This is a genomic window from Streptomyces sp. CCM_MD2014, from assembly GCF_000772045.1.
Taxonomy (GTDB): Bacteria; Actinomycetota; Actinomycetes; order Streptomycetales; family Streptomycetaceae; genus Streptomyces; species Streptomyces salinarius.
On sequence record NZ_CP009754.1, the window covers coordinates 7953132 to 7977190 of the forward strand.

22 protein-coding genes are annotated in these 24059 nt (G+C 72.9%); 14 read left to right on the forward strand and 8 right to left on the reverse strand.

What is annotated here, in order from left to right; translation table 11 throughout:
* Positions 1 to 147 precede the first annotated feature (147 nt).
* Together NI25_RS35590 and NI25_RS35595 are read left to right on the forward strand one after the other, a co-directional pair.
* Positions 148 to 1134 (forward strand): LysR family transcriptional regulator, encoded by a 987-nt coding sequence (locus tag NI25_RS35590; protein WP_061446422.1) that lies wholly within the window; start codon positions 148 to 150, stop codon positions 1132 to 1134.
* Positions 1135 to 1237: 103 nt separating this feature from the next.
* Positions 1238 to 2005, forward strand: coding sequence for a PepSY domain-containing protein (locus NI25_RS35595; RefSeq protein ID WP_061446423.1), 768 nt, complete (start codon positions 1238 to 1240; stop codon positions 2003 to 2005).
* A gap of 79 nt (positions 2006 to 2084) precedes the next feature.
* Here the strand turns inward: NI25_RS35595 and NI25_RS35600 are convergent, their stop codons facing one another.
* The 3 genes from NI25_RS35600 to mdlC all read right to left on the reverse strand — a co-directional run bounded on the left by NI25_RS35600 (position 2085) and on the right by mdlC (position 6523).
* Complete coding sequence (locus NI25_RS35600; protein ID WP_061446424.1) at positions 2085 to 3353, reverse strand: MFS transporter; 1269 nt, start codon at positions 3351 to 3353, stop codon at positions 2085 to 2087.
* A 90-nt stretch (positions 3354 to 3443) separates the two neighbouring features.
* Complete coding sequence (locus tag NI25_RS35605; RefSeq protein WP_061446425.1) at positions 3444 to 4898, reverse strand: benzaldehyde dehydrogenase; 1455 nt, start codon at positions 4896 to 4898, stop codon at positions 3444 to 3446.
* 44 nt (positions 4899 to 4942) lie between these two features.
* Positions 4943 to 6523, reverse strand: coding sequence for a benzoylformate decarboxylase (mdlC, locus tag NI25_RS35610; RefSeq protein WP_061446426.1), 1581 nt, complete (start codon positions 6521 to 6523; stop codon positions 4943 to 4945).
* 94 nt (positions 6524 to 6617) lie between these two features.
* Here mdlC and NI25_RS35615 point away from each other — a divergent pair, with 94 nt between their 5' ends.
* Positions 6618 to 7556, forward strand: coding sequence for a LysR family transcriptional regulator (locus NI25_RS35615; RefSeq protein ID WP_061446427.1), 939 nt, complete (start codon positions 6618 to 6620; stop codon positions 7554 to 7556).
* Between the two features lie 16 nt (positions 7557 to 7572).
* On the opposite strand, the gene NI25_RS35620 is transcribed toward NI25_RS35615, so the two are convergent.
* Positions 7573 to 8388, reverse strand: coding sequence for an SAM-dependent methyltransferase (locus NI25_RS35620; RefSeq protein WP_061447237.1), 816 nt, complete (start codon positions 8386 to 8388; stop codon positions 7573 to 7575).
* A 148-nt stretch (positions 8389 to 8536) separates the two neighbouring features.
* Between NI25_RS35620 and NI25_RS35625 the strand changes: the two genes are divergently transcribed.
* The 3 genes from NI25_RS35625 (at position 8537) to pgm (ending at position 11551) form a co-directional block, all read left to right on the forward strand.
* Positions 8537 to 9277 (forward strand): peptidase E, encoded by a 741-nt coding sequence (locus NI25_RS35625; RefSeq protein ID WP_061446428.1) that lies wholly within the window; start codon positions 8537 to 8539, stop codon positions 9275 to 9277.
* A 104-nt stretch (positions 9278 to 9381) separates the two neighbouring features.
* A complete protein-coding gene (locus NI25_RS35630) occupies positions 9382 to 9810 on the forward strand; it encodes a hypothetical protein (RefSeq protein ID WP_061447238.1) in 429 nt (142 codons plus the stop codon).
* A 100-nt stretch (positions 9811 to 9910) separates the two neighbouring features.
* A complete protein-coding gene (pgm, locus tag NI25_RS35635; RefSeq protein WP_061446429.1) occupies positions 9911 to 11551 on the forward strand; it encodes a phosphoglucomutase (alpha-D-glucose-1,6-bisphosphate-dependent) in 1641 nt (546 codons plus the stop codon).
* A 39-nt stretch (positions 11552 to 11590) separates the two neighbouring features.
* Here the strand turns inward: pgm and NI25_RS35640 are convergent, their stop codons facing one another.
* Positions 11591 to 12787 carry a cytochrome P450 gene (locus NI25_RS35640; protein WP_061446430.1) on the reverse strand — a complete coding sequence of 399 codons (1197 nt, stop codon included), beginning with the start codon at positions 12785 to 12787 and terminating at the stop codon, positions 11591 to 11593.
* Between the two features lie 164 nt (positions 12788 to 12951).
* On the opposite strand from NI25_RS35640, the gene NI25_RS35645 reads away from it, so the two are divergent.
* Entirely contained in the window at positions 12952 to 13689 is a 738-nt protein-coding gene (locus tag NI25_RS35645) for an SAM-dependent methyltransferase (protein ID WP_061447239.1), read from the forward strand.
* Positions 13690 to 13793: 104 nt separating this feature from the next.
* Positions 13794 to 14267, forward strand: a complete 474-nt coding sequence (locus NI25_RS35650) for an ATP-binding protein (protein ID WP_061446431.1) — start codon at positions 13794 to 13796, stop codon at positions 14265 to 14267.
* A 430-nt stretch (positions 14268 to 14697) separates the two neighbouring features.
* Here NI25_RS35650 and NI25_RS35655 read toward each other — a convergent pair whose 3' ends face one another.
* Complete coding sequence (locus NI25_RS35655) at positions 14698 to 15249, reverse strand: GNAT family N-acetyltransferase (protein WP_061446432.1); 552 nt, start codon at positions 15247 to 15249, stop codon at positions 14698 to 14700.
* A gap of 141 nt (positions 15250 to 15390) precedes the next feature.
* Between NI25_RS35655 and NI25_RS35660 the strand changes: the two genes are divergently transcribed.
* From NI25_RS35660 to NI25_RS35675, 4 genes are all read left to right on the forward strand, one after another.
* Positions 15391 to 17295 carry a SpoIIE family protein phosphatase gene (locus NI25_RS35660; protein WP_199561075.1) on the forward strand — a complete coding sequence of 635 codons (1905 nt, stop codon included), beginning with the start codon at positions 15391 to 15393 and terminating at the stop codon, positions 17293 to 17295.
* A gap of 244 nt (positions 17296 to 17539) precedes the next feature.
* Positions 17540 to 18094, forward strand: a complete 555-nt coding sequence (locus NI25_RS35665) for a hypothetical protein (RefSeq protein WP_061446433.1) — start codon at positions 17540 to 17542, stop codon at positions 18092 to 18094.
* Positions 18095 to 18205: 111 nt separating this feature from the next.
* Positions 18206 to 18901 carry a class F sortase gene (locus NI25_RS35670; protein ID WP_061446434.1) on the forward strand — a complete coding sequence of 232 codons (696 nt, stop codon included), beginning with the start codon at positions 18206 to 18208 and terminating at the stop codon, positions 18899 to 18901.
* 178 nt (positions 18902 to 19079) lie between these two features.
* Entirely contained in the window at positions 19080 to 20258 is a 1179-nt protein-coding gene (locus NI25_RS35675; protein ID WP_061446435.1) for a SchA/CurD-like domain-containing protein, read from the forward strand.
* A gap of 78 nt (positions 20259 to 20336) precedes the next feature.
* Here NI25_RS35675 and NI25_RS35680 read toward each other — a convergent pair whose 3' ends face one another.
* A complete protein-coding gene (locus NI25_RS35680) occupies positions 20337 to 21365 on the reverse strand; it encodes a methyltransferase (RefSeq protein ID WP_061446436.1) in 1029 nt (342 codons plus the stop codon).
* A gap of 64 nt (positions 21366 to 21429) precedes the next feature.
* Positions 21430 to 22500, reverse strand: coding sequence for a right-handed parallel beta-helix repeat-containing protein (locus NI25_RS35685; protein ID WP_061446437.1), 1071 nt, complete (start codon positions 22498 to 22500; stop codon positions 21430 to 21432).
* A 144-nt stretch (positions 22501 to 22644) separates the two neighbouring features.
* Between NI25_RS35685 and NI25_RS35690 the strand changes: the two genes are divergently transcribed.
* Positions 22645 to 23433, forward strand: coding sequence for a restriction endonuclease (locus tag NI25_RS35690; protein WP_061447241.1), 789 nt, complete (start codon positions 22645 to 22647; stop codon positions 23431 to 23433).
* A gap of 74 nt (positions 23434 to 23507) precedes the next feature.
* On the forward strand, positions 23508 to 24044 hold the full coding sequence (locus NI25_RS35695; protein ID WP_061447242.1) for a cysteine hydrolase family protein: 537 nt from the start codon (positions 23508 to 23510) through the stop codon (positions 24042 to 24044).
* Positions 24045 to 24059: the final 15 nt, after the last annotated feature.

Genomic DNA, 24059 nt, shown 5'->3' on the forward strand with positions numbered 1-24059 from the left:
CTGTGATGATGGCAAGAGGTGATAGGGCGGGGCTATCACCCAGCGTCCGGCCAGTCGTTGCGAGTTTGACCAGAGTGCAGAACTCGCCCTGTTCCGCCGCCTTTTGTTCACCTGGCGCAACCAACTGTTCCGCCCTACGCTCCCTGCATGGAGCTCGAGGTGAGGCACCTACGCGCGCTGTGCGCCATCGCCGACGCCGGCAGCCTGCACCGGGCGGCACGCCAACTGGGCGTAGCCCAGCCCACGTTGAGCACCCAGCTGGCCCGCATCGAACAGGCCCTCGGCGGCCCGTTGTTCGTCCGGGAACGCACCGGCTGCCGTCCCACCCCGCTCGGCCGGACGGTCCTCGGCCGGGCCCGTCCGCTGCTGGCCGACATGAGCACCCTGGTCCGCGAGGCCCGGGCCGCCGCGGCCGGCGGCGACAGTAGGCTGCGGGTCGGCTCCACGGCCAGCCGCGCCCTGGCCGGCTGGCTGCGCCGGCTCAGACGGCCGGGTCTGGAACCCACCCTGCAGATGGACGTCTCCGCCAACGCGCTGCTCCGCCGCGTCGCCGAGGGCCAGCTCGACGTGGCCTTCGTACACGAGGTCGAGGGCAGCGCCCTGCACATCCCCGAGGGGCTGCGGGTCCGGGTCCTGGTCGAGCGCGAACCGCAGTTCGTCATGCTGCCCGCAGACCACCCGGCGGCCGCCCGGCCCGTCGTCCGGCTCGCCGACCTCGCCGACGACCGGTGGATGATCGACCCCACCGTCGACGGCGAATGGGACGGCGTGCACCGCATGCTCCGCGCCGTCGGCCTCAACCCCCGTGTGCTGCACGGCGACTACCACACCGCCGCCTCCCTCGTCGCCACCGGTGAGGTCGTCACCGTCTGCCAGCCCAGCTCCCAGTCCCGCCCCGACATGGCCGTACGGCGCCTGTACGGCGACCCCCTGGGCGTACGCCTGCTGCTGGCCGCCCGCACCCGGGCCGAGCTGGAGGCCGTCTTCCCGGCGCTGGAGGACGCGTACTGGGAGGTCGCCCGCCAGTCCACGGCGTACCGGGAGTGGCTGGAAGGCGGCGGGGTCCGGACGCTGCCCCGGTGCCCGGTGGCCGCCGCGGGAGGCGGCCGGGTGGAGTTCGTGCGGGCCCGCTGAGGTTCCCGCCGGCGCGTGTCCGAGGGGCCGCACCTCCGGCCGATAGGGTGATTTTCGTACCGGCACGGTGTGTCTGCGTGACGGAACGGTTACGGACAGCATCATGAGCTCTGCACGACGACTTCCCCCCGTGCGTTCGCTGGCCGTCGCGGGTGCCCTGGGCGCCTCCGCCCTGCTGCTGACGGCCTGCACCAACGCCGATACCACCCGTTCCAGCGTCGCGGAGGCGGCTCAGACCGAGTCGCCGTCCCCGACCGCCACCGATACCCAGTCCGCGTCCCCCACCGGCTCGCCCACGGCCTCGATGAACGAGGACCAGACCGAGCGCAAGGACCTCGTCTCGAAGGCGAAGGTCACCTGGGACAAGGCCGCCGACACCGCCGTCAAGGAGGTCCCCGAGGGCAAGCTCGTGGACCTCGAACTCAAGCGCACCGACGCCGACGCCACCGCGTCGCCGAGCGGCTCGCCGACCGGTTCGGCGAGTCCCAGCATGCCGAACCCCGCGCCCAGTGAGGGCGCCCCGGAGTGGGAGGCCAAGGTCGCCCAGTCCGACGGCACCCTGCACCGCATCGACATCGACGCGGTGAGCGGCAAGGTCTTCCGCACCATGGTCGACCCGGACCAGGACCCCGACGACAAGACCCAGATCACCGAGTGGCTGGACAAGGCCAAGCAGACCCCGGAGCAGGCGGTCAAGGCGGCCACCGAGAAGGCCAAGGGCACCGTCACCCATGTCGAGCTCGGCGACAACGACGACCAGCAGGTCGTCTGGGACGTCGACGTGGTCGACAAGAAGAACTGGGACAAGACCTCCGTCGTCGTCGACGCGGCCAACGGCAAGGTGCTGAGCCAGAAGGTCGACAAGGACTGAGAGACCACCCCCGGACACCGACGGGAGCAGCGGGCCGCGCGGCCCACTGCTCCCGTTCCTCATGCTGTCGTCAGGGGCGTCACCCGGCCGGTGCGGCGGGCGCCGCGGGTACGGCCTCGGCCGGCTCGCTCCCACCGCCGCGCGGCAGTGTCGCCACGGCCAGGAACCCGAGCACCGCCACCGCGGCGAAGAAGTAGAAGCCCCACGGGTGGCCGACCCCCGAGGCGACCAGCGCGCCGGTGATCGACGGGCCGACGATCGAGCCGATCCGGCCGATCCCGGACGCCGAACCCAGCGCGGTGCTCCGCACGGACGCCGGGTAGAAGTGCGTCACGTAGGCGTAGACGAGCACCATGGCCGAGAAGACGAAGACGCCGGTGAAGAAGACGACGACGTTGAGCAGCAGGTCGCTCTCCATCTTGATGCTCAGGCACCCCAGCATGAGCACCGAGACCGCGAACCAGGCCATGGTCGTGCCCTTGATGCCCCGCCGGTCGGCGACGAACCCGCCCAGGACCAGGCCGACGACGCCGCCGATGTTGAGCACCAGGAGCTGGGTCACGGCCGTCGGCACGGGGTAGCCGGCGTCGTTCATCAGCTTCGGCAGCCAGGTGTTGAGGCCGTAGACCAGCAGCAGGCCCATGAAGGAGGCGACCCAGACGCCGATGCCCGCGCGCAGGTAGGCCGGCTTGAGCAGCTCGGTGAACGGCACCCGCCGCGTCCCGTCCTGCCTGGCCCGCTCGAAGGCCTCCGACTCCGGCAGCTTGAACCACTGGATCGCGGCGATCACGAGACCGACGACGCCGAGCAGGTAGAAGAGGATCTCCCAGTTGTCGGTCACCTGGAGGGCCAGCAGCGAGGTGATGACCGCACCGGTGTGGTAGCCGGTCATGGTGAGCGTGCTGGCCCGCGCCCGGCGGCTGGCCGGCATGTGCTCGGCCATCATCGTGAGCGAGACCGGCATGCAGGCGCCCAGGCCCAGACCGGCGAGCAGACGCAGCGCCGCGAACATCGCGACGGAGTTCGCCAGCGGCACCACGACGGTCAGGACCGAGAAGAGCACGACCGAGCCGATGAGCAGGCGGCGGCGGCCCAGCCGGTCGGCCAGCGGTCCGACGCAGACCGCGCCGATGGCGACGCCGACGAGCGAGAGCGTCGCGATGGTGGTCGCGTCGCCCGCGGTCATGCCGAGATGGTGGGTCTTGAGCAGGGTGGGGATGATGGCGCCGAGGACGACGAGGTCGTAGCCCTCGAGCAGGACGGTGATCCAGCACAGGACCACCGTCCAGGTGCCACTGACGGCGCGGCCGGTCTGCGCGGGCGTGCCGGACGTGGTGGTGGAAGCCATGATGACTCTCCCCCCGGGGGACGGGTGTGAATGAGCGGAGCCGGAACGGCCGGGGCGGCCGGATGGAACCGGTACGGGCGACCGGAGCGGTCAGAACGGGTAGTCGGCGATGTCCGGGCGGACCGTGAGCCACTGGGTCTCGGTGAACGCCTCGACGTTGGCGGCGGCACCGCCGAACCGGGAGCCGGTCCCGGAGGCCTTGACCCCGCCGAAGGGGGCGTTGGGCTCGTCGCTGACCGTCTGCTCGTTGATGTGCACCTTGCCGGAGTCGATCCGGTCGGCGAGCTTCATCGCCGTACCGACGTCGCCGAGGATGCCGACCGACAGCCCGTACTCGCAGTCGTTGACGATCCGCGCGGCCTCCTCGGCCGTGGAGAAGGAGATGACCGGCGCCACCGGGCCGAAGATCTCCTCGCGCCAGGCCGGCATGTCCGTGGTCAGGCCGGTCAGCACGGTGGCGCGGTAGCCGGCGCCGTCGATCTCGCCGCCCGCGGCGACCTTGGCGCCCGCCGCGACGCTGTCGGTGACGATGCCGTGCACCCGCTCCAGCTGCCGGCGGTCGATGATCGGACCCAGCGCCACGTCCTCCCGCGCCGGGTCGCCCACCGGCAGTGCCTCGGCCTTCGCGGCGAGCGCGGCGGTGTACTCCTCCACCAGCGACTCGTGCACGATGTGCCGGCCGGTCGTCATGCAGATCTGCCCCTGGTGCAGGTACGAACCGAACGCGCCCGCCGAGGCCGCCTTCGCGACGTCCGCGCCCGGCAGCACGACCAGCGCGTTGTTGCCGCCCAGCTCCAGGTGCGCCCGCTTGAGCAGCCGCCCGGCCTGCTCGCCGATCGCCCGCCCGACCGGAGTGGAACCGGTGAACGAGATCACCCGTACCTCGGGCGCCTCGACGACCGCCCGGCCCACCGAACCGTCGCCCGGCAGCAGGTGCAGGACACCGTCGGGGAGCCCGGCCTCCTCGAAGATCCGGGCGATGACGACGCCTCCGCTCACGGCGGTGCGCGGGTCCGGCTTCAGCAGCACCGCGTTGCCGAGCGCCAGCGCCGGGGCCACGGACCGCAGGCCGAGGATGAGCGGGAAGTTGAAGGGCGCGATCACGCTGACGACACCGGCCGGGCGGCGCCGGGCGAGCGACCAGCGGGCGTCCTCCGAGGTGAGCACCTCGCCCTGCGGATGCGTGGGAAGCCCGGCGCACTCGAAGCACTCGCCGATCGCCAGCCCCGCCTCGAAGGAGGCCTTGGAGCGCACCGAGCCGGCCTCGCGCACCAGCCAGTCCTCGATCTCGGCGGCGTGCTCGGTGAACAGCTCGCCCGCGCGCCGCAGCACGGCCGCCCGCCGCTGCGGCGAGGTCGCCGCCCACGCGCGCTGGGCCTCGGCGGCCCGGGCGGCGGCGCGGTTCACGTCCTCGGCCGTGGCCAGGCCCACCGTGCCGAGCCGGCCGCCCGTGGCGGGCTCGGTCACCGGCTGCTCGGCGGGGGAGTGCCGCCAGCCGTCGCTGTGGAACTTCCCGCCCCAGACGTCGCTGTCCAGGAGTGTCATCGTCTTCCCTCTCTTCGGGATCTTCGGTGTGTGTGCGAGTCGGTTCAGGAGGGCGTGGTGAGCGCCGTGTCCACCTGGATCAGCCGGGGACCCTCCGGACGCTCGGCGAGCGCGGCGCGCAACTCGTCCGCCCCGCCCACGTGCTGGGCCCGTACGCCGTATCCCTCCGCGACACGGGTGAAGTCGAGACCCGGGATGTCGAGCCCGGGCGCGTCCGGCACGCCGAGCAGCCCGCCGAACCAGCGCAGCGCCCCGTAGGTGCCGTTGCGCAGCAGGACGACGGTCAGCGGTACGCGGTGCTGCGCGGCCGTCCACAGGGCGGTGATGCCGTAGTTGGCCGAACCGTCGCCGATCACTCCGACCACCGGGCGGTCGGGCTGTGCCATCGCCACGCCGACCGCGCCGGGCAGACCGAAACCGAGCCCGCCGGCCGCCGGGAAGTAGTACGAACCCGGGCGGCGCAGGTCCATCTGGCGCCACCACGCCGCGTTGGTCGAGGTCGACTCGACGACGTACGCGGTGTCCTCGGGCATCTCGTCGCGCAACGCGGCGAAGACCTGCTCGGGGTGCAGGCCCGGCGCCTCGGCGGTCAGCGGCCCGGGCACGGGACGGTAAGGGTGTGCGGGCGTACCGGTCGCGCCGAGCGACTCCAGGAGCACGTCGATGACGGCGCCCGGGTCCGCGACCAGCGCCTCGCCCATGGGCGCCCGCGCCGCCGCGGAGGCGTCCTCGGTCACCTGGATCAGCCGGGTGCCCTCGGGCAGGTACCGGCCGGGCAGGTGCTCGTGGTAGCGGAAGACCGGCGCGCCCAGCACGAGCACCAGGTCGTGGCCCTCGAAGGCCTCGGAGATCGGCGCGATCCCGGCGGGCAGCACGCCCCTGAACTGCGGATGCCGGTTCGGGAACGGCAGCCGGAACTGCGAGGGCGCCGCCCACACCGGCCCGCCGAGCCGCTCGGCCAGCCGCACGGCGTCGTCGAAGCGGCCGGCGGAGTCGATGTCGCCGCCCAGCACCAGCGCGGGGCGCTCGGCCGAGGCGACCCGCTCCACGAGCCACCGGCGCTGTTCCTCCCCGGGCGCCGAGGCCCGCAGCACCTGCCGGTCGAGCACGGCCAGGGCGTTGGCGTCGACCTCGGCCGACCAGTCGTCGTACGGCACGGACAGGTACGTCGGCCGGCGCTGGAGCCGCGCCTCGAACACGGCCTGGGCGAGCGCACGCGGCACGTCCCCGGCACACGCGGGCTCCGCCGCCCAGCCGACCAGCGGCTTCATCAGTGCCGGGGCGTCGACGCTGGCCAGGTTGGCCTCGGGGCCGATGGCGGGGCGCACCTGCTGCCCGGCCACCACCACGAGCGGCGTACGGGATGCGACGGCGTTCGTCAGGGCGCCCATCGCGTTGCCGGAACCGGAGGCGGCGTGCAGGTTGACCAGCACCGGGCGGCCGGTCGCCTGGGCGTACCCGTCGGCCATGCCGACGACGGCGCCCTCGTGCAGGCCGAGGACGTAACGGAAGCCCTCGGGCAGCCCGGCGAGGAAGGGCAGCTCGTTGGAGCCCGGATTGCCGAAGACGGTGGTGAGTCCCTGGCGCTCCAGGAAATCGTGGGAGACACGACGCACGGATGGCACGGACATTCCTTTCGAAGTGACGCGGCACACGCTAGGCACCCCGCGACATGGGCACCAATAGATGTTTCGCCACTCCGATATAGAGTTTTTCGATATGGGGACCTTCGATCTCAACCTGGCCCGCGTCTTCGTGCTGCTCTACGAGACCGGCAGCGTCACGGCCACCGCCGAGACGCTCCACGTCACGCAGCCCACCGTCAGCTACAGCCTGGGCAAGCTGCGGCGGCACTTCGACGACGAGCTGTTCCGCCGCAACGGACGCGGTCTGACCCCCACGGCCGGCGCCCGGCGGCTGTACCTGCCGCTCCAGCGCGCGCTGGCGGAAATCGACGGGACGGTCCGCCAGGGCGACGTCTTCGACGCCGGAACGATGTCGGGCCGCTTCACCATCGCCCTGTCCGACCTCGGCGAGGCGACGCTGCTGCCGAGGCTCGTGGCCGCCGCGCGCGAGCGGGCGCCCGGGGTGTCGTTCACCGTCCGCCCCTTCGACGTGGACGACGCCGAGGGACAGCTGCGCCGGGGCGACCTCGACGCGTTCGTGGCCACGCCGGTGATCACCTCGCACCTGACCGTGCGCATCCCGCTCTTCCGCGAGCGCTACGTCCTGATGGTCGCCGCGGACCATCCGCGGGTGCGGGGCGACGAGGTCACGGCGGCGGACCTCGCGGCGGAGCACCACGCCACGGTGTTCGGCCCGAGCGGACACGTCACGCCCAGGGCCCTGCTGGGCGCGCACGGACTCCTGGAGCGGGTGGCCGTGGACGCCACCCGCTTCTCGATGCTGCCCTACCTGCTGGAACAGACCGACCTCGTGGCCATCGTCCCGGAGTACGTCGGCGAGGTCTTCACCGCCTCCCACCGGGTACGGCTGGTGCGGCTGCCGTTCGAGACCGAGCCCATCGAGATCGCCCTGTACGCACGGCACGAGTCCTCGCGCAGCCCGGCGCAGCGCTGGCTCGTGCAGTTCATGGCCGAGGTGCTGGGCGAGCAGGTGAGCCCGGCCCAGCTGCCCCCGACGGCGCCGGTGACGTGAGCGTCACCGGCCGGGCTCACGCCTTGCGGCCCACCCCGCCGAACATGGCCACCTCGGCGGGGAGTTCGCCGTCGCCGCTCTCGGCGTGCCAGCGGTTGCAGGAGACCACGCCGGGCGGAAGCAGTTCCAGGCCGTCGAAGAAGCGGGTGACCGCCTCCGGGGTGCGCTGGGTCAGCTTCGGCGTGCCGTGCTCGTTCCAGAAGGCCACAGCCGCGTCGACGTCCGGCATGTCCGGCCGGGTCACGGTGTGCGACAGGACGAGGTGGCTGCCGGCCGGCAGGGCGTCGACGAGCCGTCGCACGAGTCCGTACGCCTCGTCGTCCTCCTCGACGAAGATGACGACGCCGAGCAGCATCAGCGCCACCGGCTCGCCGAAGTCCAGCGTGCGCGCGGCGTGCTCCAGGATGGTGTCGACGTTGCGCAGGTCCTCGTCGAGGTAGTCGGTGCGGCCCTCGGGCGTACTGGTGAGCAGCGCCTCGGCGTGGGCCAGGACGATCGGGTCGTTGTCGACGTAGACGATGCGGGACTCGGGCGCGATGCGCTGGGCGACCTCGTGGGTGTTGTCCGCCGAGGGCAGGCCGGTGCCGATGTCGAGGAACTGCCGGATGCCGTACTCGCCGACGAGCCGGCGCACCGCACGGCCCAGGAACCGGCGGTCCGCGAGGGCGTAGTCGCCGATGCCCGGGTGCAGTTGGCGTATCCGGTCGCCTGCCTGCTGGTCGACCGGATAGTTGTCCTTGCCTCCCAGCCAGTAGTTCCAGATCCGGGCCGTGTGCGGCTGGTCCGTCCTGATCCTGCCGCGCGCGTCGTTCACGGCGGGCGACTCGGGCATGGTGAGGTCCTCCGGTGTCGGCATCGATCACTCAAGACACAACGTAGTGGCAGGAGTTGAGGGAAGCGAGGACTCCGGCGAGGGGGTGCCGGCGCCGGCCGTCGCGGTCCGCGGAAGGACTTCGGGGAGGGCCGTTAGGATCACTGGCATGACGGCACCCGAGCCCACCATCGTCGCCACCTCCGGCGGGCACCGCGCGGGCGGCCGGACCATGGTGGCCTTCGACGCCCTGGTGCACCACGCGGTGGAACTCTCCGGCGCGCACGGCCGGCGCCCCCGCGTCCTGTACGTCGGGACCGCCATCGGGGACGCCGAGCACTTCACCGCCCGTATGACCGAGGCCGCCCGAGTCGCCGGGTTCGACCTGACACCGCTGCACCTGTTCCCCATGCCCAATGTGGAGGACATCGAGGAGACCGTACTCGCCCAGGACGTCGTCTGGGTCATGGGCGGCTCGGTGGCCAACCTGCTGGCGGTGTGGCGCGTGCACGGCGTGGATCGCGTCATGCGCCGGGCGTGGGAGGCGGGTGTGGTGCTCAGCGGCGTGAGCGCCGGCTCCCTGTGCTGGTTCAGGGGCGGCGCGACCGACTCCTTCGGCCCCGAACTGCGCCCGATCACCAATGCGTTGGACTTCCTGCCCTACGGCAACGGCGTCCACTACGACGTGGACCCGGGCCGCCGCCCGCTGATCCACCGCCTCGTCGCCGACGGCACTCTGCCCACCGCCCACTGCACGGACGACGGCGTCGGTCTCGTCTACCGCGGCACCGAACTGGCCGAAGCCGTCACGGAGGTCCCGGGCAAGGGCGCCTATGTGGTCGTACGCGACGGTGACACCGCGGCGGAGGAGAGGATCGAACCGCGCGCGTTGCCGGGTCTGCCGCGGTGAACGGGACAACACCCCGACGACGGAGCCCCGTCGAGCGCCCGGCCGTCACCCACCCGTGCGGGGCCGCCGCGTTTGCCGGCGCGGTGAGGGGCAAAGCGGTGTCCATGAGCGATCCGAACAAGGACACGAGCAAGAAGCAGACCGGCACGCGGACCGCCGAGGCCAAGACGCAGGGCGCCGCGCAGAAGGCGACCGCGCCCGGCGGACGCGCGGGACAGGCCGCGGCGGGGAAGGCGGGTGACGCCGCGTCGGCCGCCAAGGCCGGTGCCCGGCGTTCCGCCGGCGCCGCGAACGGGGCCGTGCAGTCCGCGGCCAAGGGCGTCGCGGTCGGCCGCCAGGCCGTCGCCACCACCTCCGGCCAGGTCGCGGCCACGGCCAGGACGGCCTGGACCGCCCTCGCCCAGCGCAAACTCGTCGCCGCCGGCATCGGCGCCGGCCTCACCGCCGTGAGCGCCGCGTCCTACGCCGTGGGCCGCCGCGCCGGACGGCACACGCACGGGCCCCTCACCCGTCTCACCGGCGGCCGGATCTGACACCGGCCGGAACGCACCGTGCCACTGCCGCCGCCGCTGCCGGGACAGGGGAAGATGGGACCCGCGAGTGAAGTCCCGACCGACGCGGAGGAGTGGGCGCATGCAGCACGACCGAGCCGGACAGCCGGCCGGCCCCGAGGACCTGATCGACGTCGCCCGGCTGGTGACGGCGTACTACGCCCTGCACCCGGACCCGGCCGAGCCGGGGCAGCGCGTGACCTTCGGGACGTCGGGGCACCGGGGCTCGTCCCTGGCGGCGGCGTTCAACGAGGACCACATCGCCGCCACCAGCCAAGCGATCTGCGAGTACCGCACCGCACAGGGCACCGACGGCCCGCTCTTCCTGGGCGCCGACACCCATGCCCTGTCGGAGCCCGCGAGGGTAACCGCGCTGGAGGTGTTCGCCGCCAACGACGTGACCGTCCTCATCGACGCCGCGGACGGCTACACCCCCACGCCGGCGGTCTCCCACGCCATCCTCACCCACAACCGGGGCCGCACCTCGGGCCTCGCCGACGGCGTGGTCGTCACCCCCTCGCACAACCCGCCCGCCGACGGCGGCTTCAAGTACAACCCGCCGCACGGCGGCCCCGCGGGCTCGGACGCCACCTCCTGGATCCAGGACCGGGCCAACGAGATCATCACGGCGGGACTGAAGGACGTACGCCGTGTCCCCCACGCCCAGGCGCTCGCCGCGCCGGGGACCGGCCGCTACGACTTCCTCGACGCCTACGTCCGCGACCTGCCGAGCGTCCTCGACCTCGACGCGATCCGCTCGGCCGGCGTGCGCATCGGCGCGGACCCGCTCGGCGGCGCCTCCGTCGCGTACTGGGGCCGGATCGCCGAGCAGCACCGCCTGGACCTGACGGTGGTCAACCCGCTCGCCGACCCGACCTGGCGGTTCATGACGCTCGACTGGGACGGCAAGATCCGCATGGACTGCTCGTCGCCGCACGCCATGGCCTCCCTCATCGAGCAGCGCGACCGCTTCACCATCGCCACCGGCAACGACGCCGACGCCGACCGCCACGGCATCGTCACCCCCGACGGCGGCCTGATGAACCCCAACCACTACCTCGCCACCGCCATCGCCTACCTGTACGCCCACCGCGCCGACTGGCCGGCCGACGCGGGCGTCGGCAAGACGCTGGTGTCCTCCGGCATGATCGACCGGGTCGCCGCCGACCTGGACCGCCGTCTGGTCGAAGTCCCCGTGGGCTTCAAGTGGTTCGTGGACGGCCTGGTCGACGGCTCCCTCGGCTTCGGCGGCGAGGAGTCCGCCGGAGCTTCCTTCCTGCGCCGGGACGGCTCCGTGTGGACCACCGACAAGGACGGCATCATCCTCGCCCTGCTCGCCTCCGAGATGACCGCCGTCACCGGCAAGACGCCCTCCGAGCACTACGCCGCGCTCACCGCCCGCTTCGGCGAGCCCGCCTACGCGCGCATCGACGCCCCCGCCACCCGTGAGGAGAAGGCCCGCCTGGCCAAGCTCTCCCCGGCCCAGGTGACCGCCGACACCCTCGCCGGGGAGCCCGTCACCGGCGTCCTCACCGAGGCGCCCGGCAACGGCGCCCCCATCGGCGGCATCAAGGTGACCACCGAGAACGCCTGGTTCGCGGCCCGCCCCTCCGGCACCGAGGACGTCTACAAGATCTACGGCGAGTCGTTCCGCGGCGCGGACCACCTCCGGCAGGTGCAGGAGGAGGCCAAGGGCGTCGTCCTCGCCGCCCTCGGCGGCTGACGCCCCGCCGCCGGCGCCGTACGCCGGTCCCCGGGCCGGTCAGCCACGGCCGGCCCGGGGGAGTGCCACGGTCAGGTCCCGGATCTCGTAGCCGTCGATGGCCTTCTGGAAGGCGACGCGCGGCTTCCCGCTCATCCGCACGCCGTCGAGGGCGAACAGGCGGCTGAGGAACACATCGGTCTCCAGCAGGGCGACGTGCGCCCCGGGACACCGGTGCGGCCCGTCGCCGAAGGAGAGCCCCGCACCGACCGCCCCGGCGCGGTGGGGACGGACGAGCAGCGGGTCCTCGCCCACGGCCTGTGGGTCCGCGTTCGCGTCGTCCAGGTGGACCTCGACGTACTCGCCGGGGCACACCGTCACCGGACCGTCGGGGCAGGAAAGCTCCAGGGACTCGGTGGCACGCCTGCGCAACCGCCCGATGACGGGTTCGAGCCGCAGCAGCTCCTCGAGGACGGCGAGGCGCCCCGCCTCGTCCGCTGTCCGGTAGTGGTGGAGCAACTCGGCGTCCGAGAACAGGTGCCAGGCGGCCAGGCACACGAACTCCCGCGTGGTGACCATGCCGGCCGCCGCGAACGTCAGGCACTCGCCGAGGATCTCGACGTCCGAGCAGCCCTCCGCGAGCAGGTGGGAGATCAGATCGTCGTGCGCGCGGCGTCGGTGCGCGCGGATCGCGGGGCGTACGTCGGCCAGGTGGATGCGGAGCCAGTTGACGTTCTGCCGCACCAGCCAGTACAGACCGCGGACACTGGTCAGTCCCGGTTCGCCGAACTCCTCCGGGAAGAACCTCTCCAGTCTGCGGCGGATGCCGGGCCTGCCGTACCGCAGCCCGACTACCTCGCCGACCACGCCGATGGCCAGACCGAAGGCGAGGTCGGAGAGCGGCGCCTCGCCGGCCGAGCGCAGGATGGCCACCTGCTCCTCGGCGATGCGGACCATCGGCTCGCGGTAGTGCTCGTCCACCCTGCGCGGCGTGAAGTAGCGGGCGGTCTGCCTGCGGTGCTCCCGGTGCTCGGGGCCGTCCCGGTAGAGCACGGGCCGGCGCACGCGCGGCGGGAGCTTCTCCACCGTCTCGACGCCGAGACCCGCCTGCACGGTGCCCGGGGCGCGCAGCAGCGCCCGCGCGACGGCGAAATCGTGCACCTGCCAGGTCCCGTCCGCCGCCCGGCCGACCGGACACGCCGGCCGGGGCCGCCCCCGGTCCGCCTTCCGTGCGGAGACCTGTCCGTCCTGCGTCACGTGGCCACCCCCAGCTCGGGCCGCGCGGCCCCGGCGGCCACCCGGCTCCACGACGTGGTCACCAGGATCGGCCACATGACCGGCGCCGGCCAGACTGGAAACCGCCGAGTCGGCGGCCCGGAAAGGGGATGCGCGACCCGCACCCGCCGTGCGAGGCTCCGCCGGTGGAACGTGAACAGATATCCCGACTCGCCCATGCCGACCACCCGATCGCGGCCCCGCTCGACGACGAGTCCGTAGGACGGCTCCTGGCCCGCGCCGTACCCGGCGACGGCGCCCGGGTCCTCGATCTGGGCTGCGGCGGCGGGGAATGGCTCCTGCGCGCCCTCGCCGAGTATCCCCGCCTCACGGCCGAGGGCGTCGACGTCTCCGAGGCCGCGCTCGACCACGCCCGTGCGTCGGCGGCGCGGCTCGGTGTGGCGGACCGGCTGACCCTGCACCGCCGGGAAGCGGCCGGCTTCTCCGCCTCGCACCGCTTCGACCTGGTCCTCTGCGTCGGCGCCACCCATGCCTTCGGCGGCCTGACCGCCACCCTCGCCGCCGCGCGCGACCACCTGGCACCCGGCGAACGCCTCCTGGTCGGCGACGGATTCTGGGAACACGATCCGTCCCCCGAGGCCATCGAGATGCTCGGTGACCTCTCCGACCTGCCGACCACCCTCGACCGGGTCGTCGCGGAAGGCTGGACACCCGTGGGCGGGCACATCAGCACGCGCGGGGAACTCGACGCCTATGAATGGGCCTGGACCGGGACCCTGGCCGCGTGGGCCCTGGACCACCCCACCCACCCGGACCGTGCGCAGGCACTCGAGGCGGCCACCGCCCACCGCGACGGATGGCTGCGGGGCTACCGGGACTCCTTCGGCTTCCTCTGCCTGGTCCTGCGCCCCACCCACGCCTGACGCCACCGGCACTCGGGGCACGTGCCGAGACGGGTGATGTTTGCCGGATTCGCGGGTAGACGGGCTGGCGTAAACGGTCAAGGCTCAGGAAGAGGGCGGATCGGATGGACGGGGCTGCCCGCATCGGGGACCGGCTGAGGGACGAGCGGGTCAGGGTTTCGGCACAGTACGAGGGCATTCCCGGCGACATCGCCCGGGGCAGGGAGCTGGCCCGGGGTTTTCTGGCACGTGTGCGGGCCGCGCAGCAGGGCCGGGTGTCCGACCGCGCGGTGGAAGTGGTGCAACTGGTGGTCAGCGAGCTGCTGACGAACGCCTGCAAGTACGCGCCCGGTCCCTCGACGGTCGATCTCGAACTCGCCGGGGACCGGGTGGAGGTCACGGTGTGGGACAGCGAGCCGGTGCTCCCGGTACCCGAGACCCCGGACCCCGACCGCGTCGGCCGGCACGGGCTGGAGATAGTCATGGCCGTCTGCCAGAGCTTCGAGGTGCACAGGGAGCCGGTCGGCAAGCGCATGAGGGCCGCGGTCGGGCTCGCCGACGACCCGCGGACCACGGCCGCCCTCGACCGCACGGCCTGATCCGGCACGGACCTCCGCCCTCGCGGTCCGTGGTCCGGCGCGAACGGCCCCCGCGACGGCCGAGCCCCCCACCGGGACCCTTCGCCACGGCCCGCGAGGACGGGCGCCTGCGCGGCGGCGCACACCGGGGCGTCGTCGCCCTTCCACCGAGCCGCTGCCGTCCGCCGAAGCCGTGACCGGACGCGCCGCGCAGTGCCGCACCGGCCGAACCCTCGACAGGCCCCCTGACGCCCGCCGGCCGGAACGCCGCGTGCAACACGGTACGCGGCGGTCGGCACCGCTTCCCGTACGCGCCCGGGCCATCCGGCGACCGAGGCGTGGAGGGACGGCCGACGGAGGCTGCCGACGCTCCGGGCAGCTCCGCCGCGGCGCACCGGCGGCAGAGTCGCCACCCACCCCCACCCCCGCCGACGGCACCGGCCCCCGGCGCCTACCGCCCCCCGGGCCGGTGGTCCCCGGCCCGGAGCCGGTACACGACGGAGCGGCGCAGCGGGCCCTCGGGCATCCCCGGGTCGTCGAAGTCGTCGGCCGGGTCGTGGGTCATGCCGAGGCGGTCCATCACCGCCCGTGAGCGCAGATTGCCGGCCGCGGTCACCGCGAGCACCTCCGTCAGCCCCAGGCTCTCGAAGGCGTGCGACACCACGGTCCGCGCGGCCTCGGTGGCATAGCCGTGCCCCCAGGCCGGGCGGGCCAGACGCCAGCCCGCCTCCACGCCGGTGAACGGCATGCCGTCCTCCACGGGATCCAGCCCCGCGAACCCGGCGAACTCGCCGGTCGCGACGACCTCCACCGCCCACCAGCCCCAGCCGCGCCGGTCCAAATCGGCCCGGAAACGGGCCACGGACTCCACGCTCTGCTCGCGTGTGAGCACGCCCGGGAAGTACGCGCGGACCACCGGGTCGGCGTTCATGGCCGCCCACGGGTCCAGGTCGGACGCCCGCCAGTCGCGGAGTACGAGACGCTCGGTTCGAAGCACGGACATCGGGCGAACGTACGGGAACCGGCCGGGCGGAGCGACCCGTTTACGTGCCCGGGCCTCCCTCCTTCGGCCGCGTGGAGCGGTTCACCGGCGCCCGCCGGGGGAACCTGGCGAGGTGGACGGCATCGGAAGGCTGTGAGGGTCGTGACGTCACGCTGGGCGGGCCACCGGGACGGCGAGGAACCAGGGCACGACGAGGCGGACGGCGCACCGGAGCCCGCCGGGCCCGACTTCTCCCGTGCCGTGCTGCGCGCCCTCGGAGCCGGCGTCCTCACCCTCGGTCCCACCGCCCGGATCACCTCGGTGAACCCCTGGGCCGAGCACCTGCTGGGACGTACCGAGCAGGAGATGCTCGGGCACGACGCACACGACCTCCTGCACCGGCACGCCGACGGCAGCCCCGTGCCGCGCGAACGGTGCGCACTGCGCAGCCCGCTGCACGGCGTGCCCGCCGAGGAGGGGAGCGACGAGTACTTCCAGCGGGCCGACGGCACCACCGTCCCCATCATCTGGGCGACCACCCCCCTCGTCCGCGAAGGCCGCCAGGAGGGGCTGGTCCTCGTCTTCCACGACTTCAGCCTCCACCGCAGCGCCGCCGAGGAGACCGCGGCGCGGACCGGCGCCCTGGAAACCCTCACCGCCCAGCTGCACCTGGTCGCCGAGATCTCCACCGTGCTGGTGCCCACCGAGCGCACCTCCACCACCCTCCGCCGTCTCGTACGGCTGCTGGTGCCCGAACTGGGCCAGTGGGCCGCGGTCGACGTGTACCAGGGCCAGTCGGACGTACTGGAACGGGTGGCCGTCCGCAGCAGCACCCACCCGGACCGCGCCCGGCCACTGCGCGGGCCGATGACCTCGCTGCCGGACCAGGCCCGCGCCGCGCTGACCCTGCTCATCAAGGGCGACCGGCCCGTCCCGCTGGAAGCCGGGGAACTGTGCCGGGACCCGGAGCACCCGCTCGCCGCGACCCACCGCGTCCTGTTCGAACGGCTCGGCGGCCACGCGGCCGTCGTCATCCCCCTGCGCACCCGGCAGCGGTCCTACGGCATCCTCACCGTCGCCCGCGCCGGGGAGCACCCCGCACACACCGAGGCCGAGGTCGCCCTGCTGGCCGACATCGGCCGCCGCGTCGGACTGGTCCTGGACAACGCGCGGCTCTACCACGAGCAGCAGAACGTCGCCGAGACCATGCAGCGCCAGCTCCTCACCCCGCTCCCGCAGGTCGATCACCTCCGGATGGCCGCCCGCTACTGGCCCGCCGAGAGCGCCATGGAGGTCGGCGGCGACTGGTACGACGCCTTCCTCCTCGACGACGGCGTCATGGCCCTGGTCATCGGGGACGTCGTCGGACACGACCTGCAGGCCGCCGCCCACATGGCAGAGGTCCGCAACATGCTGCGCGCACTCGCCTGGGACCACCAGGAGCCGCCCAGCGTGATCATGCGGCGCCTGGACGAGGCCGTGACCCACACCAGCGACGCGCCCATGGCCACCCTCGTCTTCGCCCGCGTCGAAGGAGCCGAGGGCGGCCCCTGGCGGCTGCACTGGGTCAACGCGGGTCACCCTCCGCCCCTGCTGGTCACACCGGACGGCGGGACCCGCTTCCTGGAGGGGGGCCACGGACCGCTCATCGGCATGAGCGCCACCCTGCGCCTCGGCCTGGACTGGCCCGACACCCGCGAGGACCTCCCGCCCGAGAGCATCCTCCTGCTCTACACCGACGGCCTGGTGGAGAGCCGCGACCGCCCGATCGACGTGGGCATGAACAAGCTGCGCCACCACGCCGCCGTCCTGGTCCGGCGGCTGGACCGGTGGAACGTCGACGACTTCTGCGACGAGCTGCTCGCCCGGATCGCGCCCCGCGGCGACGACGTCGCCCTGCTCGCCCTGCGCCTGCCCGCCGCCGGCATGGGTGCCCCCGGTGACACCGAGCCGCCCCCGCCGCCCCAGTCCGGGCAGAGCGAGGCCACCCCCGACCGAGCCGCCCCGGGCTCGCGCCGCCAGGAGGCCGAGGTGCAGGACCCCACCCACGTGGACCCGGAGGAGTAGCGGCCCCGGAAGACGGACGGGCTCGGGTGACAGGCCGTCCGGCCGGCCCAACTCCGCCACCGCCGCGACCTGTTCGCCCCCTCGGCGCACGACGGCCCCGGCGCCCGAACGGGCGGGGCGTTCACCCGGCTGACCGGCTTGAGTGGTGCGAGACCGACGGCGGGCTGACGGTAATTCACGTCGGGGCCGGGTCACCTCAGCTGACGAAGCACCAGCTGCCCGGCCGTGACGGAAGGAATCTCAGATGCGTTCTGCTCGCATGCTCCTGACCACGGCGGCGGCCTCGGCCGTCTTCGTCCTCGGCGCTCCCGGCGCCTACGCGGCCGTCGGTGGTGACTGGGACCACGACGACTCTTCCTACAGCAAGGAGCACGACAACGGAAGCAAGCACGACGAGCCGCGCGGCGGGATGCACACCGGTGGTGGCGCGCTGGCCGCGGTGAGCGAGGGCGACTGGAACCACGACGACTCCGGCGAGGAGCGGGACAACGCGAGCAAGCACGAGAAGCCGCACGGGGGCATGCACACCGGCGGCGGTGCGCTGGCCGCGGTGAGCGAGGGCGACTGGGACGGCGGCGGCCGTGAGTCCAAGGAGGGCGGCTCGCAGACCTACCAGCAGGACGAGGGCGAGAGCTCCCGGGGCGGCGGCGACCACGAGAAGCCGCGCGGCGGGATGCACACCGGCGGCGGCGCACTGGCCACGCCGACCACGACCGCGGGCGGGCTGGCCGTCCTGGCCGTCGCCGCGACCGGCCTGTACGCCGTCCGGCGCAAGAAGTCGGCTCACGGAGTGGCGTAAGCCGTGCCGGGCGCGATAGCAGCCGGGCCGCCACCCACGAACCACGGGGCGGCCCGGCTCGCCCGCGCTCACCCGTCCGCCCCGCCGCCGTGCCCCAGTGAGGTCGTCCCGATGCCAGTCACCCCTTCCGCCCCCGCCCCGCTCCCCGCCGACGACGAGACGACGACCGGTCAGGGTTCCCGCTCCGGCCTGATGGTGCTGTGCGGCGTGGCCCTGCTGATCCTGGCGGTGAGCCTGGTCGGCGGCAACGACACGTCCGCCGACTCCTCCCGCCCCCCGCTGCCCGCGCAGCCCGGCACGACCGCCTCGTCCGCCCCGCCCGCGACCGACGAGGCCGATGAGGACGAGTCCGCCCTGCCCCGGTCGAAGCCCGTGCGCCTGCTCATCCCGGAAATCTCCGTCGACGCCCCCTTCACCGACCTCGCCATCGGCGACAAGGGGCAGCTCGAACCGCCGCCGGCCGGCAACACCAACCTCGTCGGCTGGTACGCCAAGGGCGTCTCCCCCGGCGAGAAGGGAACCTCGATCATCGCCGGGCACGTGGACACCAAGACGTCCGCCGCCGTCTTCGCCCGCCTCGACCAGCTCGACAAGGGTGACAAGTTCCAGGTCGAGCGGGCGGACGGGAGCGAGGCGACCTTCGTGGTCGACAGCCTGGAGACCTTCGCCAAGGACGAGTTCCCGAGCGAACGCGTCTACGGCGACGCCGACCGGCCCGAGGTGCGCCTCATCACCTGTGCGGGCGACTACGACCACAAGGTCAAGGACTACACCGACAACCTGGTCGTCTTCGCACACCTCGCCTGAGGCACCTCGCCCGGGAAACCCGTCCGAGGCCGCGCCCGCCGGCCGTCCGCGGCGCCGGTCACCCGCGCACCGCACACGAGTCGCGCGCCGCCGGGGCCCGCCACAGGATCGAGGCAAGCCGGCGTCGCATCACCGCGGCCGACGTTCCGTACCGCCCCGCGAAGGAGATGTGCGCAGGATGACCACCACGCCCACCCCTGCTTCCGAACAGCTCGCCTCCGAAGATGCTGCCGAACCGCTGACGCGTCAGCTGTCGCACCAGGTCTCCCAGTCCGTGTTCGACGGCTCCCGGCTGCGGGTCGTCCTCCTGGTGGAGGTCTACGACGGAGCCCAGCAGCGGTTCCTCGAGACCTACGAGAACCTGCGCAGCCACGTCGAGTCCGTCCCCGGGCACATCGGCGAGCAGTTGTGCCAGTCCATCGAGAACCCCTCCCAGTGGCTCATCACCAGCGAGTGGGAGAGCGCACCGCCGTTCCTGAACTGGGTGAGCAGCGAGGAGCACGTGCGGATGGTCAAGCCGCTGCACAGCTGCGTACGGGACACCAGGTCGCTCCGTTTCCACGTGGTCCGCGAGACCGGCCGCCCGGAGAACGGCGCCGAACCGGCCCGGGGCGGACTGCAGGCGGCGCCCCGCGTCGGCGACGGCGTCATCCGGCACGCGCTCACCTTCACGGTGAAGCCGGGCAGCGAGGAAGCGGTGGGCAAGATCCTCGCCGACTACGCCTCGCCCGAGCCGCGGGTCGACGACACCACGCGACTGTGCCGTACGTCCCTGTTCCTGCACGGCAACCGGGTGGTGCGGGCCATCGAGGTGCGCGGCGACCTGCTCGCGGCCCTGCGGCACGTCGCGGAGCAGCCCGAGGTGCGGGCCGTCGAGGAGGCCATCAACCCCTACCTGGAGCAGGACCGGGACCTCGCCGACCCGGAGTCGGCCCGGGTGTTCTACACGCGGGCGGCGCTGCCCGCCGTCCACCACGTGACCGCGGGCGAGGTGAGCGGCGCGGCACAGCGGCACGCGCTGTCGTACCCGGCACGGCCGGGCTGCGGCATGCGGCTGGCGCAGCTGCTCGCCGAGCGCGACGAGGCGGCGGCCGGGGATCCGCGCAGCCCCGTCCTGTGCAGCACCATCTTCCAGCGCGACGACGTCGTCGTGCGGCTGGTCGACGTACGGGGCGACCTCCACGACGGCGACCCCGCCGTGACCCTCGGCCTGCCGGACCCCGGCCGGGTGTCCGAGCTGACGACCCTCCTGGACGGCTTCACGGACGCCGGTTCCCCGACGGGCGGCGGACTCGTCCGCGCGCTCGAGGGGGCCCGGATGGAGCTGGTCACCGACCGGCGGGCACCGGACGCCTGAACGGCCGCACCCACGCGTCGGCCGCCGCACCGCTTCCGAGCGGTCCGGCGGCCGACGCGCGTGCGTCCGGGGGTCAGCTCACTTCGGCACCGTGCAGTCGAAGGCGTGCAGGTACGGGTTGACCGGGCGGATGTCGTCGATGACGAGGCCCGCGTCGGTCAGCCGGCCGACCATGCTGTCGGTGGTGTGCTTGGCGCCGCCGACGTTGAGGAGCAGCAGCAGGTCCATGGCGGTGCTGAACCGCATCGACGGGGTGTCGTCCACGAGGTTCTCGATGACGACGACCCGGGCACCGGGACCCCCGGCCGCCATGACGTTGCGCAGGGCGCGGGCGGTGCTGTCGTCGTCCCACTCCAGAATGTTCTTGATGACGTACACGTCGGCCCGCACGGGGACGGCCTCGCGGCAGTCGCCCGGCACGATGCGCACCCGGTCCGCGAGCGAACCGCCCTCGCGCAGCCGGGGGTCGGCGTTCTCGACCACGCGCGGCAGGTCGAGCAGGGTGCCCCGCATGGCCGGGTACTTCTCCAGCAGGCTCGCCACCACGTGGCCCTGGCCGCCGCCGATGTCGGCGACCGAACCGCTCGCCGACAGGTCGAGGAGTGCGGCGACGTCCTGGGCCGACTGCCGGCTGGACGTCGTCATGGCACGGTTGAAGACCTCGGCCGACTGCGGCGCGTCCTCGTTGAGGTAGGTGAAGAACTCCTTGCCGTACAGGCCCTCGACGACGTTGGAGCCGGTGCGCACCGCCTCGTCGAGCAGGGGCCAGGCGTCCCAGGTCCACGGTTCGGTGCACCACAGGGTGATGTTGCGCAGGCTGTGCGGGTCGTCCTCGCGCAGCAGCCGGGACATGTCGGTGTGCGCGAACGTCCCGTTCTTGTGCTCGGTGAAGACGCCGTAGCAGGTCAGGGCGCGCAGCAGCCGGCGCAGCGGCTTGGGCTCGGTCTTCACCGCGGCCGCGAGGTCCTCCACGGCCATGGGGGTGTCGCCGAGCGCGTCGGCGACGCCGAGCCGTGCGGCCGCGCGGAGGGCGGCGGCACATGCCGCCCCGAACACGAGCTCCCGCAGCCGCATCGGCGGGGGTGGGGCAGTCTGTGCGGTCGTCATGTGCCGCTTTCCTTCCTTCTTCGGTCCATGGGCCTTCTTCGGGCCACGGGTCGTTGCGGCCGGCTCAGCACAGACCCGCGGGCTTGGAGGCGCCGCAGGTGTTGCCGGTGAAGGTGTTGCTCTTGGCGGTGTCACCGGTCCCGGCGTTGACCAGGTCGGCGGGGGAGTTGTCGCTCAGCCGGTTGCCGTTGATCTCGTTCTTCGCGTTGGCGGTGCCCACCATGCTCGCGGCCAGGACGATGCCGCCCGACATCGACGACTTGCCCGCGTTGCCCTCGACCGTGTTGTCGGCGACCAGGACCTTCTCGACCCCGGTCAGCACGATGCCGGAACCCTGGAGCGCCTCCAGCCGGTCGGTCTTCGGGCACGACTTGTTGTTGCGCACGACGTGGTTGTCGCGCACGACCAGGTCGCCGGCCTTGGGCGTGTTCTCGTCGCCGACGACGAAGACGCCCGCGCAGTTGCCGGCGATGTGGTTGTCCGCGACGGCGAGGTTGCGCAGGCGCCGGACGGTGACGCCGATGCGGTTGCCCTCGAGCCGGTTGTGCGCGACGAGCGTGCCCTCGGTGTCGGCGGCGCCCTCCTCGGCCTTGATGTTGTTGGCGAGGAAGATGCCCGCGTCGCCGTTGTCGCGGGCGGTGTTGCCGCGGAAGACGCCGTGGACCGAGCGCTCCTGGGCGATGCCCCAGACGCCGTTCTTCACGGCGTTCACGTTGCGGACCGTCAGCCCGTCGGTGGCCATGGAGAACACACCGGTACGGGTGAACCCGGTCACCGTCAGGTCGGCGACGGTGACGCCCTTGACGTTCTCGTCCTTCGTGCCGATCACGCAGATGCCGTTGCCGCCCTCGGCACAGGTGTTGTCGGCCGCCTTCTTCGTGCTGGGCTTGATGACCGTACTGCGGCCCACGCCCCGCAGGGTCAGCCCGGGGGTGCTCACCTTGACGCTCTCGTGGTAGACGCCGGGAGTGACCAGGACGGTGTCGCCCGAGCCGGCGGCGTCCACCGCCTTCTGGATCGACTCCCCGGGGTGGACCACGTGGGTCAGGGGGACGGAGGACGCCGGGGCCGCACCGAGCCCCGTTCCGATCATCGCTGCGGTGCACACGAGGTACACGACATGGCATTTCTTCATATTCCGAAAGGTATGCCTGAAATATTCCCCGACGGCAGGGATGCGCCATCCGACGGCGTGTCATGAACGGGCGCTGAAAGGGCGGTTCGCGGGCACAAGGCGTACGTGATCTTCGTGTACGCCATCCGGGGAGGGACGACCATCGTGACCGTGCCTGAACACCGTGTCCGAGACGGAAGCGCGAGGCGTCGCTTCGACCTCCGGGCGACCACCGTGACGTTCGGCCTCGCCGCCATGGCCCTGGTCCTGGCGGGATGGGTCGTGCGGATGGTGTACGACGCGGCGCAGCGGCGACCGGTCTGGGTGTTCGCCCTGGTGCTCGGCGCGACCGCGGCCGTCCTCCTGGGCCGGCGCGCGCGGGGCCGGCACACCGCCGAGCGGGCGGCCCTGCGCACGACGGACGCCCTGGCGGCGGCCACGGCGACGACGCTGGACGCGCTGGAGGAGGACCAGGCGCCGGCGCGGTGCGCGAGCGGTGAGGAGACCACCGTGGTCCTCCCCACCGGGTACGAGGAACTCGGCCCCGACGAGTTCGAGGAGGCGATAGCGGAGCTGTGCCGGCGGGACGGCTGCTTGGACGTCGAGGTCGTGGGCGGGGCGGGCGACCTCGGCGCCGACGTGCTGGCGGTGACGCCCGACGGGCGGCGGATCGTCATCCAGTGCAAGCGCTACAGCGAGGACCACAAGGTCGGCTCCCAGGACCTCCAGCGCTTCGGCGGCACCTGCTTCACCGTCCACGGGGCCGACGTGGCGGTCCTGGTCGCCAGCACGGAGTTCACCGCACCGGCCGTCGACTACGCCGAGCGGTGCGGCATAGTCTGCGTGAACGAGGAGCGGCTGCGCGACTGGTGTCAGCAGGGCGGGCCGGCGCCCTGGGAGCTGCCCCCGCCCGGCGAGGACGGGGTGGAGCCCGAGGACCGGGCGTCGTGGTGAGCCGGCCGGCCCGTCCGCCCGCGGTCGGCGGGGGGAGCGGGGATTTCGCGTCGCACGGTGGCAACCTGGGCCTCATGGGCAAGACCGCGCTGATCGTCATCGACATGATCAACACCTACGACCACCAGGACGCCGAGTTCCTGATCCCCGCCGTGGAATCCGTACTGCCGAAGGTGACCGGCCTGCTGGAGCGGGCGCGGCGGCAGGGGGTTCCCGTGATCTACGTCAACGACAACTTCGGGGAGTGGCGCTCGCACCACGGCGAGATCCTCGACAAGGCCCTCTCGGGGCCGCACTCCCGGCTCGTCGAGCCGCTGAAGCCCGACGAGTCCTCCCTCTTCGTGGTCAAGGCACGCCACTCCGTCTTCTTCGAGACCCCGCTGACCTATCTGCTCCACCAGCAGGGAATCGACCGGCTCGTGCTGTGCGGGCAGGTGACCGAGCAGTGCGTGCTCTACTCGGCGCTGGACGCCCACATCCGCCATCTGCAGGTGATCGTGCCGCGCGACGCGGTCGCCCACATCCACGCCGATCTGGCGGACGCGGCACTGCGCATGATGGAACGGAACATGGGCGCCCGCGTGTGCGACAGCGCCGAGTTGTGGACGTGAGACGACCGCCGCCGG